Consider the following 14,640-nt stretch of genomic DNA (forward strand, 5'->3'; position numbering starts at 1 on the left):
CGGATTCCCAGGTGGCGCCGACCCATGGTCGCAAAAACCCGGACATGGGCTCACTCGGCGCAGGTCACCTTCTGGTCGTAATCCGTTCCGATGGCGACCGTTGCCAGCGACAGGCGCACGCCGTTGCCGGCCTGCAGGGCCATCGGGATATCGACCTGCTTCATGTCCACCCCGGCACTGCGCAAGCAGCGCAGCGGCACGCCCACACGGGTCCACTCGCCCACCTTGGCCGCAGTCAGCGCCTTGCTGATCGATACTTCACGGCGCGTGGTCTTCCCGCTCGTCGCGAGGTAGCTCACCGGAGCACCGGCAGGCAGCGTATCGACCCGCAGCGTTGCAATCACGAAAACGTCGCCATTCGTTTCGCGATCAAGGTCCAGCGGTGCATTGGCCCGCAGTTCGATCAAGCCGTTCCCGGCGAAGCTGAACTGGCGCCCGCCTTCCTGCACCTCCGTGTTGATCGCGGTCATGGCGACCGAACCATCCGCCGTGGTGGCGTTGGGGTGCACGATATCCATCGCCTCCCCATCGGCGCCGGTCAGGCGCAGCGTGAGCCCGGTCGCGGCCACGCCGCGGTCGAACCAGGTGCTGGTGCGCGATTGGGTCGGGTCGATTCCTGGCTCTTCCGAGAGTGGCTGCAGGTCGCCGTTATCTGCATAGGTGAGCCCGTAGCCGAACGCGAACTGCGGGTCATAACCCGGCTGGCCCACGTTGTTGGCGTACTGGTCGGCACGGCGCGGCCAGGAGAAACTGAGCTTGCCGCTGAAATCATGCTGCGGCTTGCCATCGGGCCCACGCAGCAGCACATCGGCCACGCCTGCACCTTCCGATCCCGGCAGCCATGCGGCAACGAAGGCGTCGGCGGCATTGATCTCGCGGTTCAACCACAGCGGACGCCCGCTGATGAAGACCGCCACGACCGGAATGCCGTCGGCTTTCAGCTTGCGGATCAGCTCCAAGTCACCCGACCGGCCGCCCTTGAACATCAGGTCCGGCAGGTCGCCCTGGAACTCGGCATACGGGTCCTCGCCAAACACCACGATGGCGACGTCGGGCTTGGTTCTGTACGCGCCGTCCAGGGCCAGCTCGGCGTTGCCGCCGGCCGCCTGCACCTGGGCCTCCAGCCCGTCCCACAGGGTATCGGCGTTGGGGAAGTCGTCTCGTTTGGTGCCATCACCCTGCCAGGTCAGTGTCCAGCCGCCGGTCTGCTTGGTCATGCTGTCGGCACCATCACCCGCAACCAGCACGCGCTGCTTCGGCGACAGCGGCAGCAGTCCGCCCTGGTTCTTCAGCAGCACCAGCGATTCACGCACGGCCTGCCGCGCCACGGCGCGATGTTCCGGCGAACCAAGCAGTTCGAACTTGCCACCGAGTGCGCGCGCGGACGGCTTGGGCTTTTCGAACAGCCCCATGCGCATCTTGGCCAGCAGGATGCGGCGTACCGCATCGTCGAGTCGTGCCATCGGCAACGTGCCGTCCTTGACATGCTTTACGGTGCTTTCATACAGCCCCTTCCAGGTATCCGGCGCCATCGCCATGTCCATGCCGGCGATATAGGTCTGCGCGCAGTCGGTATTGGTGCAGCCCTTCACCTGCCCGTGGCCGTTCCAGTCGCCGACCACGAAGCCACCGAAGTTCATCTGGCCTTTCAGGACATCGGTCATCAGCGGCTTGTGGCCGTGCATCTTCTCGCCGTGGAAGCTGTTGAACGAGGCCATCACCGACTGTGCGCCAGCCGCGATCGCCGGCACGTAGCCAGCGGCGTGGATGTCACGCAACTGCGCTTCGGTGACGGTGGTATCGCCCTGGTCCTTGCCGTTGGTGGTGCCGCCGTCGCCCAGGAAGTGCTTGACCGTGGTCATCACGTGGTGGTCGTCGAGGAAGTCGGCCGCGCCGGCCTTGCCCTGCAGCCCCTCGACGAACACGCCGGCATAGCTGGCGACCAGCGCCGGATCCTCGGAATAGCCCTCGTAGGCGCGGCCCCAGCGGTCATCCTGGGGTACCGCAACAGTCGGTGCGAAGGTCCACTCCATGCCGGTGGTGCGGGTTTCGGCCGCGGTGATGCGGGCGATCTCGCGCAGCAGGTCCGGGTTGCGCGTCGCGCCCAGGCCGATGTTGTGCGGGAACAACGTGGCACCGACGACGTTGCTCTGTCCGTGCATTGCATCGATCCCCCAGATGATCGGGATCGCATGGCCGCCGCCGCTGGTGTCCATCGACGCTTCCCAGTAGGCATCGGCCAGCGCCAACCATTCGGCCGGCCTGGCGTTGTAGCGCCCACCCGGATCGGACCCGCCGCCGGCCAGGACCGAGCCGAGGCGATACTTCCTGACCTCCGCCGGGGTGATGCTGCCGATGTCGGCCTGCACGATCTGGCCCACCTTTTCTTCCACGCTCATCTTCGCCATCAGGTCGTCGATGCGGCGCTCGATGGCCGGGTCGGTGGGCAGCGGCCAGCTCGGCTGCGGCCACTGCGATGGATGGATCTGGCCGGCGGGCGTGGCAGCATGGGCAGTGCTGCTGCACGCCAGTGCCAAGGCGGCGCACAACAACAGGGGCTTCAGGGACTTCATGATCGACGAATTCCTTTCGAATCAGGACAGTGCGCGCGGGCGCTACGCAGGAACATTTCTATGTCCGGATTGACAACGCTGTCAACGGCGAAGCTGCCATGCGTAGCACACCCCTTGTGCGGCGTAGACCGTGGGCCGTGGATCGGAGCCGGTACGCTGCGTCGCAGCATGGCCGTGGCGGGAGGTCGGCGCCTGCGGGAAAAACAAAGTTGCACGCGACTGCATCCAGCGCGCCGTCTGCCGCGTATCTGAAGTACCCCCTCATCCGAGGGACGAACAGGAGACGCACCGTGCAAGCCACTATCAGGAAGCTCGCCCTCGCCACCGGCCTTGTCGTTCTCGGGTCCATCGCAGCGCCCGCCTTTGCCGCCGATCCGCCGATGGTCGGCGGCGCACCGATGGAGCCCACCAGGACCATTGTCGAGAACGCCAGCGCGTCGAAGGACCACACCACGCTGGTTGCGGCGGTGAAGGCTGCCGGCCTGGTGGAAACCCTCAGCGGCCCGGGCCCGTTTACCGTGTTCGCTCCCACCAACGCCGCCTTCAACAAGCTCCCGGCCGGTACCGTGGATACGCTGGTCAAACCCGAAAACAAGGCCGCCCTGTCGAAAATCCTGACGTACCACGTCGTCCCCGGCAAACACACCGCCGCCGAATTGACCGCGGCGGCTACCCGGCAAGGCGGGGCCGCCACGCTTGCCACCGTCCAAGGGGAGCCGCTGACCTTCAAGCTGCACCAGGGCAAGCTCTGGATCGTGGACAGCAAGGGAGGCAAGGCGTCGGTCAGTACCGCTGACGTGATGCAGTCAAACGGCGTGGTCCACGTCGTCGATACCGTACTGATGCCGAAGTAAGGTTGCATGGCCGGGCGGGCGCCATCCGGCGTCCGCGCCGGGCATGCCGCGAACACATCAAACTGACGCTGCCCTGCCTATTCTCAGGGCACAGTCTGGACGCAGGTAGTGGCATGAAAAAGAGTACCAAGCTCCTGTTGATCGTGGTGATCGGCATCCTGGCGATGGTGGGGCCATCGTGCATCTGGCTGTCGCGCAACGGCAATCCCGATACGCCGCAGGAACCTGGCAAACACGTGGACAAGAAAGGGGCGGCGCAGCAGCCCGGGCGTTGAACGCGGCGCCTCAGTCCACCAGCGCCACCGCGTCGCGCCCGAGCAGGCCGGCGAGCAGTCGAAATGCGGTGAGTACCCACCCGTCCGCGATGGCCAGCGACACCGTCAGTTCCAGCAGCACGATCACGGCCAGTGCCCATCGCCCCGGCAGCCGCCAGGCCAACCAGAAGCCCAGCAGGACCCACCCGGTATCGGCAAGCGAGTTGACGACGCTGTCACCGCTGTAATCCGGCGCCATGTTGGTCGTGTTGTCCAGCAGCGAGATGACAAAGGGCGTGTTTTCCACGACCTCCCACACCGTGCTGCAGGCCAACGCGACCAGCCCGGCGTCCCGCCGTTGCCAAAGCGGCCGCAGCGTGCGCAGCGCCCAGGCCAAGCCGATGCCGAAGCCGGCATGCAGCAAGGCATACCAGTCCGCCAGATGCTGCGAATTGTGCGCAATGCCGGATCCTGGCTGCCAGGCGAAGGTGTCTCCGCCGATACATCCCCAGGGGCGCCCGGCGCTGAGCAGCCACAGCAGGTGGACCGCCAGCAGTGCGCCCGTAGCGGTGGTGCGTTGTGCGAAACAGGCGCGCAGCCAGGCATCAGCGCGTCCCGGATAGTCGTGGCCGGTGGTGGAATCGGGCCTGTTCATCAAGGCGCTGCACTTCCCTCACTGGCCTCGCATGGGCGTTTGCTAGAGTGGCCTCCCTGTCCCGTTGCCGCCCGCATACCGTGAGTCCTCTGGTCAATACGCTGGTGTTTCTTTCCACTCTCGCGGGAATGGAGGTGTTTTCCACGCTGGTGCACCGGCATGTCATGCATGGCTGGGGCTGGGGCTGGCACAGGTCGCACCATGAGCCGCGCACGGGACGCTTCGAGCGAAATGATCTTTACGCGGTCGTGTTCGCCGCGATCGCCATCGTACTGATCTACCTCGGCACGCGCGGCTGGCATCCGCTGGAATGGGTAGGCGCGGGCATGACCGGGTACGGGATGCTCTATTTCATCGCCCATGATGGCCTGGTGCATCGGCGCTGGCTGTTCCGCAATGCGCCGCGCCGCGGCTACCTCAAACGGCTCTACCAAGCCCACCGGATGCACCATGCGGTGCAGGGCCGCGAGGGGTGCGTGTCGTTCGGATTCCTGTGGGCGCCGCCGGTGGACCGCTTGAAGCGCGAGCTGCAGCGCCTGCACGGCGGCCGCGTGGGCAGGAAACGCGAACCGCGGCCGTGATCCCAGGTAGGCACGCCGGTGCGATGCTGCGGCCATCAGGCGCGCCCGGGCCGTTGCCACAGGAACGCCGGCCTGCCCTGCGCCGCAGCGACCCCTTCACCGCGCGACGCGCGCGCCTGGTATGCGCCTCGTAGCAGCAGGCGAAGCTTGTCGCCGGTCGAGGTGGATACCCGATGATCCCATGCCGCAGGGCCGCGGGCGCGCACATGAAGGCCGATTTCGCGGTAGATGCCGTGCGCGGTGGCCACGGCCCAGGCAGAGCGCGCAGGCAGGGCGGGCAGCCCCTTCAGCGCGGAGGCGTAGTAGGTCTCGGCCGATTCCAGCAAACGCGCCACGACGCCCGCCAGCGCCTGCCGGTGCGCCTGATCGGCGTGGTTGCGCGGGTTCAACCCCGCCTGTTCCAGCCAGTCGACGGGCAGGTAGCAACGCCCTGCCTGGGCATCCTCCACCACGTCGCGCGCGATGTTGCTCAGCTGGAACGCCAATCCCAGGTCGGCGGCACGGTCAAGCACGGCGGGGTCGGTCGGACCCATGATGTGGCACATCATGATGCCCACCACGCCGGCAACGTGATAGCAGTACTCCAGGGTGTCGTCGAAGGTGCGGTACTCGCGTCCCGCCACATCCATTGCAAAGCCGTCCAGATGCGCCTGCGCATGCCGGGCCGGAATCGCAAACGTACGAACCACTTCCTGCAGGGCGGCAAAGGGTGGGTCCTGCAGGAGGGGCTGCTGGTAGGCCAGCGCAGTGCAACGGCGTAGTTCGGCCAGCGCCGCGCCGGGGTCCGAAGCCGACGCCGGGACACCGCGATGGCCCAGGACCTGCCCGTCCACGACGTCGTCGCAGTGACGGCACCAGGTGTACAGCAGGGTCGCCCCGCGCCGGGTGCGTGCATCGAACACCCGTGATGCAACGGCGAAACTCTTCGAACCCCGGCTGATGGTCACGCGCGCCTGGCGTTCGAGCGCATCGGTCACCGCCCCGCCTCCTGCAGCATCAGGCCCGCGGTCGCCTTGGCCGATGCCACCACGCCGGGCACCCCGGCGCCGGGATGCGTGCCCGCCCCGACCAGATAGAGATTGGCCAGGGTGCTGTCGCGGTTGTGCGGACGGAACCAGGCGCTCTGGGTGAGCACCGGTTCCAGCGAGAACGCCGAGCCGTGGTGCGCGTTGAGCGTGTCGCGGAAATCAAAGGGTGTCATGAAGCGGCTGGTCACCAGGTCTTCGCGCAGCCCGGGTATGTAGTATTTCTCCAGATAGTCGAAGATCCGTTCGCGGTAGCGCGGCCCCTCCACGTCCCAATCGATGTCAGCGTTACCCAGATGCGGCACCGGTGCCAGCACGTACAGGCTGCTGCACCCGGGTGGCGCCAGCGACGCATCGGTGACGCAGGGATTGTGCAGGTACAGCGAGAAATCCTCGGCCAGCTTGTCGCCGTTGAAGATCTCATCGATCAGGCCGCGATATCGCTGGCCGAAGCAGACGGTATGATGGCGCAGGTCTTCGTGACGCGTCTTGAGGCCGAAATACAGTACGAACAGGGACATGCTGGAACGCTTTCCGGCGAGCTTCCTGCCGTGGGCGGCGCCACGCGGGTGGTGGCCAAGCAACTGCCGGTAGGTATGCACGACATCGGCATTGGATGCCAGCATGTCCAGCTCGATCCGCTCCCCGTCCTGCAGCGTCACCGCGCAGGCACGGTTGGCCTCCACCTCGATGCGGGCCACATCGGCGTTCAACTTCAGCTCACCGCCGAGATCCTGGAACAGGCGCACCATCGCGCGTATCAGTGCGCCGGTTCCGCCGCGAGGAAACCACACTCCCCACTCGCGCTCCAGCGCGTGGATCAGGGTGTAGATCGATGAGGTCGCAAACGGGTTTCCGCCCACCAGTAGTGAGTGGAACGAGAACGCCTGCCGCAGGTGGTCGTCCTTGATGAAGCGGGACACCATGCCGTAGACGCTGCGCCACGCCTGCAGACGCGCCAGCTGCGGTGCGGCTGCCAGCATGTCACGGAAGGACAGGAACGGGACGGCTCCAAGCTTGAGATACCCCTCCTTGAACACGGCGCGCGAGTACGCCAGGAAGCGCCGGTAGCCTTCGACATCGTCGGGCTGCAGGGCGTGTATCTGACGTTCCAGCGACTGCTGGTCGTTGACATAGTCGAACCGCGTCCCGTCCTCCCAGCCGAGCCGGTAGAACGGATCCACCGGAAGCAGCTCGACGTAGTCGGACATCCTGCGGCCAGCCAGGGTGAACAGCTCCTCCAGCGCGGAGGGGTCGGTGATGACGGTGGGCCCTGCATCGAAAGTGAAGCCGTCGTCCTCATACACATAGGCGCGACCGCCGGGTTTGTCTCGTTTTTCCAGCAGCGTGGTCTGGCAGCCACCGGCCTGCAGGCGGATGGCAAGCGCAAGTCCACCAAATCCGGCACCGATGACGACGGCGCGTTTGGGCGTGGGCATTCAGGAATTCCTTTGCAGAGAAGCATGCGAGGCAAGCACCGCTCGAGCCGCTTCCGCCAGCGGCACCGGCGGCTTGCCGGAAAGCAGTCTCAGCTTGTCGGCCCAGCGGAGCCTGCCGGCGTAGAAGCGTTCGATGAGCGGCTCAGGCAGGGAGTAAAAGCGCTGCATGACCGTCCAGCGCCGGTTGGCGGGGCCGGCCAGGAACAGCATGCGGTTGAGCATCCGGAAGAAGCCCTGCTGCTGCCAGCGTTGGCGGCCGTAGCGCTGCAGCGAGGCAGACAGCGACGGCGCGTCCAGCCGTGGTAGCTGCGCCACGTGCTCGGCCAGGCGCACGGCTTCGGGCAGCGAATAGCCCGTGGTCGGGTGGAACAGGCCGGCACGCAGGCCCACGCTGGGTTGGCCACCAAGCGCGCCATGGAAGGCGCTGAGGTCCCCTGCGAGGGTGATTGGCAACACGCCCTGCTCTTCACGCAGCACCTGCTGTATGTCCCAGCCCTGCGCCCGCGCGTAGTCGGCGATGTTTTCGCGGAACTGCGCCGCCGACGGGCCCACACCGTCCACGTAATGGGTGTCTTCGATCAGCAGCAGATCCTCGGCGAACGGCAGGGTGTACACGAACCGGTACCCCTCGCCCTGCGCTACGTCCGCATCCATGATGATCGGCAAGCGCAGCCCATGCGGCACCGCGGTGCGCACGACCTGACCGAGGAAAGCCTGTCTGCCCAGGGTCATGTGCGGGGTCGCCGAAGGGCCGCGGCCGTCGATGACCGCGCCGGCGTGCAACGTGCGTCCATCGGCCAAGCGGACCTGCCCAGGCCCGATGTCCACCACACGGCTGCCACAGCACGCCGCCGTGCCCAGGCGCTCACGCAGGCAAGCGTCGAACGTTTCCGTCAGGATGCTGGCATAGCCGGCGCGCAGCTGCCGGCGGTGCCCGGGAAACCGGACCTGCTGCCCCTGCCAGCGATGCGACACCAGCGGGGCGACCCACGCCCACTGGGATGGCTCCAGGTCGTGCTGGTGGAAGGACCATGTGTGATTGCCGCCCAGGCGGTCGCCAGCTTCCAGCAGCAGCACCCGCAACTGCGGCCGTAGCGACTGCAGGCGCAGGGCGATAAGCCCGTTGGCCAGGCCTCCGCCCACCAGGATGAGGTCGTAATCGTGGTGCATCAGGCGACGTGCGCGATGCCGGGGGGGGCGCTGCGCAGCACCCCTTCGATGAGCGCCACGGCACGGTCGGTGCCTCCGGCCTGGCGGATCGCCTGCCCCAGCTCGGCCGAACGGGCGGCGAACGCCGGCTCGTCGAGCAGGCGCCGCAGCGCACGTCCCATCCCACGCGAGGAGGTCCACCGGGGGGATGCCTTCAGGCCGGCGCCGGCGTGCACCAGCCGCGCGGCCACGCCGGGCTGATCGAAGGCGATGGGCAGCGCCAGCACCGGCACGGCGGCGGTGAACGCATCCATCACGGTATTCAGCCCGGCGTGCGAAATCACCGCATCTGCCCGCTCCAGGACCGCCTGCTGCGGGGCGAAGTCGGTCACCCAGACCTGTCCTGGACGACGCAGGGCCTGCGCTTGCCGGGTGCTCAAGCCGCCGCAGTGTGCGATGAGCACCTGTACGTCCTGGCTTGCACACGCCTGCGCTATCCGCTGGAACGTGCGCTCGCGCTGGCCCTGCAGAGTGCCCAGCGACGCAAATACGAAGGGTCGCCCGGCAGACAGTCCGCTGCCGTCGAACACCTGCTGCATCGGCTCGCGCAGCGGTCCCACATGCTGCAGCTGGTCGCCGCCGGCGGAGCGCGGGAAATCGAAATCCCGCACCGTCTGGCTGATCTGCAGCCACGGCGACAGGCACTCATGCAGGGCGCCGCGCCGGGACAGGCCGAACGCCGCCGCATGGTGCTCGATCACCCGCCGCTGCGGCGTCATCAGATGATCGTATACGCGTGTGCTGCCGGCCTGTATCTCAAGATCGCGTGGACGATGGGAGCAGGACCAGGGCATCACCGGCAACGGAATGCCTGGCTCGCGGTTGACCGGCAGTGCACATGCAACCGACACCCAGGGCATCTGCCGTGCCTCGGCGACCAGGCCACCGGCGGCCTCCATCTGATCGCAGACGAGCGCGTCAACGCCAGCCAGCGACAACGCCTGCGGCAGCTCGCGGCACAACATGTCCGTGGTCCGCGCAAGATCGGCAATGACCCGCTTCAGGCCCCAGGGAGAGCCCGGGTTGGCCGCGCGGCGCAGGACCGCGTCCAGCGATCCAGGCGGATGCGTCTGTTGCCCAAGCGCGACAAACCCGAGGGCGGTGTCCGACAACAGCCGCGCCGCATCCTGCTGATGGAAGAAAGTCACCCGATGCCCTTGCCGCTGCAGGCCACGGCCGAGCGCCTGCATGGCGCGCCAGTGGCTGGGAAACGGCGGTACGATGATTCCGATGTGGCTCACGGCGGGGCATCCAGGAGTTCGCCGTCAAGGAACATCGGCGCGCGCGCCAGCGCGGCCAGGTCGGCACTGCCGGTGCAGAAACAGACGATCTGCAGCTGGCGGATCACCGCCCGGAAGTGATCGACCACCGCGTCGGTCGACTCCAATGCACTGGTCAGTACGGAAGCGGCCTGGCCGACCATGTCGGCACCAAGACGGATGGCCTTGGCGGCATCGATCCCGTCGCGGATGCCACCGGAGGCGATGATCGGCAATGATGGCAGCGCCGCGCGGGTGGCACGCAGCGCAAGCGCGGTCGGGATGCCCCAGTCGCTGAAAGCCATGGCGATTTCCCGGCCGAGCGGATCCGGAGACCGTTCGCCCTCCACCGCTGCCCAGCTGGTGCCACCGGCTCCGGCCACGTCGATGACCTGCACCCCGGCCTGTACCAGCTGCCTGGCCACCGAAGCGGAAATTCCAGCGCCGACCTCCTTTACCACCACCGGCACCGACAGCGCGGCGGTCACCGCCGCAATCGCATCCAGTATCCCGCACCAGTCACGGTCGCCTCCGGATTGCACGGCCTCCTGGAGGGGGTTGAGGTGCACGATCAGCGCATCGGCGTCGATCATCTCCACGGCGCGCTGCGCCAACGCGATGCCCTTCCCGCGCAGCTGCGCAGCGCCCAGGTTGGCGAGCAGGGGTACGTCGGGCCCGCGGCGGCGCAACTCATGGGTCAGGCCATGGTCCAGTCCGGTTTCCAGCGCAACCCGCTGGGAGCCTACGGCAAGCGCGATGCCCAGCTCCTGTGCCGCTTCCACCAGGTGCAGATTGATCCGGCTTGCACGCAGCGCGCCACCGGTCATCGAGCTCACCAGCAGCGGCGCACGCAACGGCCGGCCCAGCAGCGTGGTACGCAGGTCGATGGCATCAAGATGAAGCTCGGGAAGCGCACAGTGCTCGAAACGGTAGGCGGCAAAGCCTGTTTCGGCGCGCTGCCACGCGCGCGCTTCATCAAGCACGATATCCAGATGGTCATTCTTGCGCTTGACCAGCTCGCTCTGCGGCACGCCCTTGGCGACGGGGACACTCATGCGATGCGGAAGTGCTGGCGGGTGAAGGCGACCAGGTCGTCATGCTGGCCATCAAGCTCTGCCAGCAGGGCGAACGCCCGCTGCAGGTGGGCCTGCAGGCGGCGCTGCACTTCCTCGCGCCCGAGCAGCGTTATCAGCGTGCACTTGCCCGCATCCTTTCCGCCGTCCTTGCCGGACAGCGCACTGTCGTCGCCATCGCGCAGGTCGTCCTGCAGCTGGAAGGCCTGCCCAAGTTCCACGGCGCAGTCCCGTGCGATCGCGCGCGCACGCGCACTGGCGCCGGCGGTCATCGCGGCCATTTCCAGCGCTGCGCTGAACAGCGCGCCGGTCTTGAGTTCGTTGGTGCGCTGGACGGCCTGCACATCGCGTGCTCCCTCGCTGCCATGCAGGTCGTTGAACTGGCCACAGACCAGGCCTTGGCTGCCGACCGCCGCCGCCAGCGTCGCCAGCAGTTCGCTCCGCAACGGCGCAGGAACGCCTTCCAGCTCCGCCAGCACCTGGAACGCTCGGCTCAACAGTGCGACCGAAGCCAGGATGGCCACGTCCTCGCCATGCTGGCGATGCACGGTCGGCTGGCCCCGTCGCAGTTCCGCATTGTCCATGCTGGGCAGGTCATCGAGGATCAGCGAAGCGCCATGCACCATCTCCACCGCACAGCCCACATCGATGATTGCGTCGTCGGCGTGGCCCATCCCGCGCGCCGCCATCACCATCAACACCGGCCTCATCCGTTTCCCGGCCGTGAGCATGAACTCGCGCATCGCAGTGCAGACCCGGTCGCCCACCGGACCCGCCGGCAACAGCTCGGCCAGCCGCTGCTGCACCTGCTCGCGCACCCTGCGCGGGTCCACCCCCGGTCCAGTGCTGTGCGAGGCGTCGCCGAGGGTGACCTCACTGAGGATGGAGCGGCACCTGATTGCCGTCTGAGTCATGCCGTTGCCGCTGGTTGGGTCGGGCTTCAGCTTCACCGATCCCGCGTGAAGGCGCCGCCATTGGCGGCTGGGTCATGGAAGTGGCGCCCGCCCCTGCCAATCGGGGACAATGGCCCCCGTCCGGGCCCTGCCCGACCCGCAACAGCATGGACCCGCATCGAGCCGGTCACCGCTCTGCTGTCCATTCCTGGCCTCGTGCCTTTCCTTCCGGATTCGATGTGACTACCACCGCCCCATCCGCCGCGCCCGTGGCCGACGACCTGCCCCTGACCGACCGCCTGCGCGCCGCGCTGGACCTGCTGGAGGCGATCGAAGCCGACCGCAGCGTGCTGGACGCCCTGCCCGAGGCCGACCGCGTGCGCCTGCACCAGGTGGTGGCCAAGGTGTATCACCCCGAACCCAAGGCGCGCCGGGCAATGCTCAAACAGCAGGCAAAGGTCCGCCACCAGGAGAAGGTGCGCAAGGCTGAGGCGCTGTTGGAACAGACCGGCATCCGCACGCTGCGCCGCAAGCCCGTCTTCAGCACGCCGAACTACTTCCCGCCGCACGCGGCCGGCCTGCATGACGCACGCAATGGGGAAGGCGCCGAAGCTGCGGCCGAACCCGTGCACTCGCCGGAGCTGCGCCACTGCTACGTGTGCAAGCAGAAGTTCACCCAGCTGCATCATTTCTATGACCAGATGTGCCCCGCCTGTGCCGAGCTGAATTTCCACAAGCGGACCGAGACCGCCGACCTGCGCGGCCGTGTCGCGCTGCTCACCGGTGGGCGCGTCAAGATCGGCTACCAGGCGGGCCTGAAGCTGCTGCGCGCCGGAGCCGAACTGATCGTCACCACCCGCTTCCCGCGTGATTCCGCTGCCCGCTACGCCGAAGAACCGGATTTCGCGGTGTGGGGCCATCGCCTGCAGGTGTACGGCCTGGACCTGCGCCACACCCCCAGCGTGGAAGCCTTCTGCAGTGAGCTGCTGGCCACCCGCAAGCGACTGGACTTCATCATCAACAATGCCTGCCAGACGGTGCGCCGGCCGCCGCAGTTCTATGCGCACATGATGGCCGGCGAAACGGCCGCGCTGCACGAACTGCCCGAAACCGTGCGCAAGCTGGTAGGCCACTACGAGGGTCTTCGCGGCGCCGAGCTGCTGAGCGACGCCTCGGCGATCGCGCTTCCGGCCGTGCAGGAACGGGGACTCAACGGTGCCGATGGCCTGACCCGCGCCGCCGAGCTGTCCCAGGTGGCCCTGCTGGAAGACGAGCTGGTCGGCCAGCAGCATCTGTTCCCGGAAGGCCGGCTCGACCAGGACCTGCAGCAGGTCGACCTGCGGGGTCGTAATTCGTGGCGCCTGCTGATGGCCGAAGTGCCGTCGGTCGAGCTGCTGGAAACCCAGCTGGTCAACGCCATCGCGCCGTTCATCATCAACGCACGGCTGAAGCCACTGATGCTGGCCACGCCCGAGCGTGACAAGCACATCGTCAACGTATCGGCGATGGAAGGCCAGTTCTACCGCAACTTCAAGACCACCCGTCATCCGCATACCAACATGGCCAAGGCCGCGTTGAACATGATGACCCGCACCTCGGCGGCGGATTACCAGAACGACGGCATCCACATGAACAGCGTGGATACCGGCTGGGTGACCGACGAAGATCCGGCGGACATCGCGGCCAAGAAGGTGCAGGAAGAGCGCTTCCATCCACCGCTGGACATCGTCGATGGCGCTGCGCGTATCGTCGACCCGATCATCCATGGCTTCAACACGGGCGAGCATGTGTGGGGCCAGTTCCTGAAGGACTACGCACCTACCGATTGGTAAGTCGTGCCCCGGTCGTGACGGCCGCTGGCCGTCAGCTTCTGCCATGGGTGGGTGACGACCGCTGGTCGTTACGCTGTTGCTCGGCGCCTCGCTCGCCGAGCATGGCTTGGCGCTACCGGTGCCCTGTCATCGCGCGAGCGCCATCAGCACCGCTTTGTCCTGCAGTACTGGCATGCCCCGCATGTGGTTGCGCAGCAATCGCAGGTCCTGCTGCCGGCCCAGCGCGTCGCTCAATCTGTGCAGCCCCTTGGCCTGCTTCCCGCCGTCACTGCCGGAATGATCCTTGACCAGGCCGCTGTCCAGCCGGGCCATCGCCTCCAGCTGCATGCGCAGCCGACGCACCCTTCGGCGCCAGTCATGCAGTGCCTCCGGGTCATCGCTGTCGCGGGCACGCGCGGCGGCTTTTTTCACTCTGCGCCGGCTACGGGCCAAGGCACGCCTAAGATCCCCCTTGCTCACCCGCTCCCAGCCCTGCGCATCCAGCTCCAGACCGACACGCTGGACCGCACGCCGCTTCTTCTGGAATCCGGGATCCTCCGCATAGGCGCGCTGGAGCAGGCGGTCACGGCGGGCAGCCAGATGCGTGATGACAGTGGCCCAGCCGGAGGCGGGAGCGCCGTCCTGCAGGGATTGCGCGGTATCCACCAACACATGCGCATCGCGCAGCGCCGAAAGACCACGACCCAGCCGCTGCAGCGCACGGTCGCTGCGTTGCAGTGGCGGTTCGTCGGTTGCAAACAGCGCCAGCACCGCGCGTAAACGCCGGATCGCCTTGCGGGCGCTGTGCACGCCCACATGGATATCCGAGCGCATCGCCAACGCATTGGCAATCGCCAGGCATTCTTCCTGCACCAGTTGGCGGGCGGCGGCCCCGATCACCGTGGAAGGCATTGCGTACTCCGCAGCACGACTGCCCGGCAGTCTAGCCGAGATCCCCGTAGGCACCTGCAGTCCACGGGATCTTAACCCCGCCGCCCTATCCTGCTGGCCGGG

General features: G+C 67.2%; 13 protein-coding genes. 4 read left to right on the forward strand and 9 right to left on the reverse strand.

Features of this window, described 5'->3' with window-relative positions:
• Window positions 1–50: 50 nt before the first annotated feature.
• On the reverse strand, window positions 51–2,573 hold the full coding sequence (locus tag IFT63_RS06240; protein ID WP_192083562.1) for a glycoside hydrolase family 3 protein: 2,523 nt from the start codon (window positions 2,571–2,573) through the stop codon (window positions 51–53).
• A gap of 290 nt (window positions 2,574–2,863) precedes the next feature.
• Here IFT63_RS06240 and IFT63_RS17525 point away from each other — a divergent pair, with 290 nt between their 5' ends.
• Window positions 2,864–3,427 carry a fasciclin domain-containing protein gene (locus tag IFT63_RS17525; protein WP_080335069.1) on the forward strand — a complete coding sequence of 188 codons (564 nt, stop codon included), beginning with the start codon at window positions 2,864–2,866 and terminating at the stop codon, window positions 3,425–3,427.
• Between the two features lie 113 nt (window positions 3,428–3,540).
• Window positions 3,541–3,702 carry a hypothetical protein gene (locus tag IFT63_RS06250; RefSeq protein ID WP_157825123.1) on the forward strand — a complete coding sequence of 54 codons (162 nt, stop codon included), beginning with the start codon at window positions 3,541–3,543 and terminating at the stop codon, window positions 3,700–3,702.
• 10 nt (window positions 3,703–3,712) lie between these two features.
• On the opposite strand, the gene IFT63_RS06255 is transcribed toward IFT63_RS06250, so the two are convergent.
• On the reverse strand, window positions 3,713–4,336 hold the full coding sequence (locus IFT63_RS06255; RefSeq protein ID WP_192083563.1) for a DUF2585 family protein: 624 nt from the start codon (window positions 4,334–4,336) through the stop codon (window positions 3,713–3,715).
• 128 nt (window positions 4,337–4,464) lie between these two features.
• Between IFT63_RS06255 and IFT63_RS06260 the strand changes: the two genes are divergently transcribed.
• Window positions 4,465–4,917 carry a sterol desaturase family protein gene (locus tag IFT63_RS06260; protein WP_342450487.1) on the forward strand — a complete coding sequence of 151 codons (453 nt, stop codon included), beginning with the start codon at window positions 4,465–4,467 and terminating at the stop codon, window positions 4,915–4,917.
• A gap of 35 nt (window positions 4,918–4,952) precedes the next feature.
• On the opposite strand, the gene IFT63_RS06265 is transcribed toward IFT63_RS06260, so the two are convergent.
• From IFT63_RS06265 to IFT63_RS06290, 6 genes are read right to left on the reverse strand one after another with little or no spacing between them, the layout of a single operon-like run.
• On the reverse strand, window positions 4,953–5,894 hold the full coding sequence (locus IFT63_RS06265) for a phytoene/squalene synthase family protein (protein ID WP_192083565.1): 942 nt from the start codon (window positions 5,892–5,894) through the stop codon (window positions 4,953–4,955).
• The gene (locus IFT63_RS06270) at window positions 5,891–7,381 is read right to left on the reverse strand and encodes a phytoene desaturase (RefSeq protein WP_192083566.1); all 1,491 of its coding nucleotides are present in this window, start codon (window positions 7,379–7,381) and stop codon (window positions 5,891–5,893) included. Before IFT63_RS06270 ends, IFT63_RS06265 begins: the two co-directional genes overlap by 4 nt.
• On the reverse strand, window positions 7,382–8,551 hold the full coding sequence (gene crtY / locus IFT63_RS06275; protein ID WP_192083567.1) for a lycopene beta-cyclase CrtY: 1,170 nt from the start codon (window positions 8,549–8,551) through the stop codon (window positions 7,382–7,384).
• Complete coding sequence (locus tag IFT63_RS06280) at window positions 8,551–9,831, reverse strand: glycosyltransferase (RefSeq protein WP_192083568.1); 1,281 nt, start codon at window positions 9,829–9,831, stop codon at window positions 8,551–8,553. Before IFT63_RS06280 ends, crtY begins: the two co-directional genes overlap by 1 nt.
• Window positions 9,828–10,904 (reverse strand): type 2 isopentenyl-diphosphate Delta-isomerase, encoded by a 1,077-nt coding sequence (gene fni, locus IFT63_RS06285; RefSeq protein ID WP_197974222.1) that lies wholly within the window; start codon window positions 10,902–10,904, stop codon window positions 9,828–9,830. Before fni ends, IFT63_RS06280 begins: the two co-directional genes overlap by 4 nt.
• Window positions 10,901–11,836, reverse strand: a complete 936-nt coding sequence (locus tag IFT63_RS06290) for a polyprenyl synthetase family protein (protein WP_192083569.1) — start codon at window positions 11,834–11,836, stop codon at window positions 10,901–10,903. Before IFT63_RS06290 ends, fni begins: the two co-directional genes overlap by 4 nt.
• 218 nt (window positions 11,837–12,054) lie before the next feature.
• Here IFT63_RS06290 and IFT63_RS06295 point away from each other — a divergent pair, with 218 nt between their 5' ends.
• Window positions 12,055–13,647: an SDR family NAD(P)-dependent oxidoreductase gene (locus tag IFT63_RS06295; protein ID WP_192083570.1), complete on the forward strand. Its 1,593-nt coding sequence runs from the start codon at window positions 12,055–12,057 to the stop codon at window positions 13,645–13,647.
• A gap of 126 nt (window positions 13,648–13,773) precedes the next feature.
• On the opposite strand, the gene IFT63_RS06300 is transcribed toward IFT63_RS06295, so the two are convergent.
• Entirely contained in the window at window positions 13,774–14,538 is a 765-nt protein-coding gene (locus IFT63_RS06300) for a CHAD domain-containing protein (RefSeq protein ID WP_192083571.1), read from the reverse strand.
• Window positions 14,539–14,640 lie beyond the last annotated feature (102 nt).

The sequence above is a fragment of the Stenotrophomonas sp. CFBP 13724 genome (assembly GCF_014841975.1).
Lineage (GTDB): Bacteria > Pseudomonadota > Gammaproteobacteria > Xanthomonadales > Xanthomonadaceae > Stenotrophomonas > Stenotrophomonas lacuserhaii.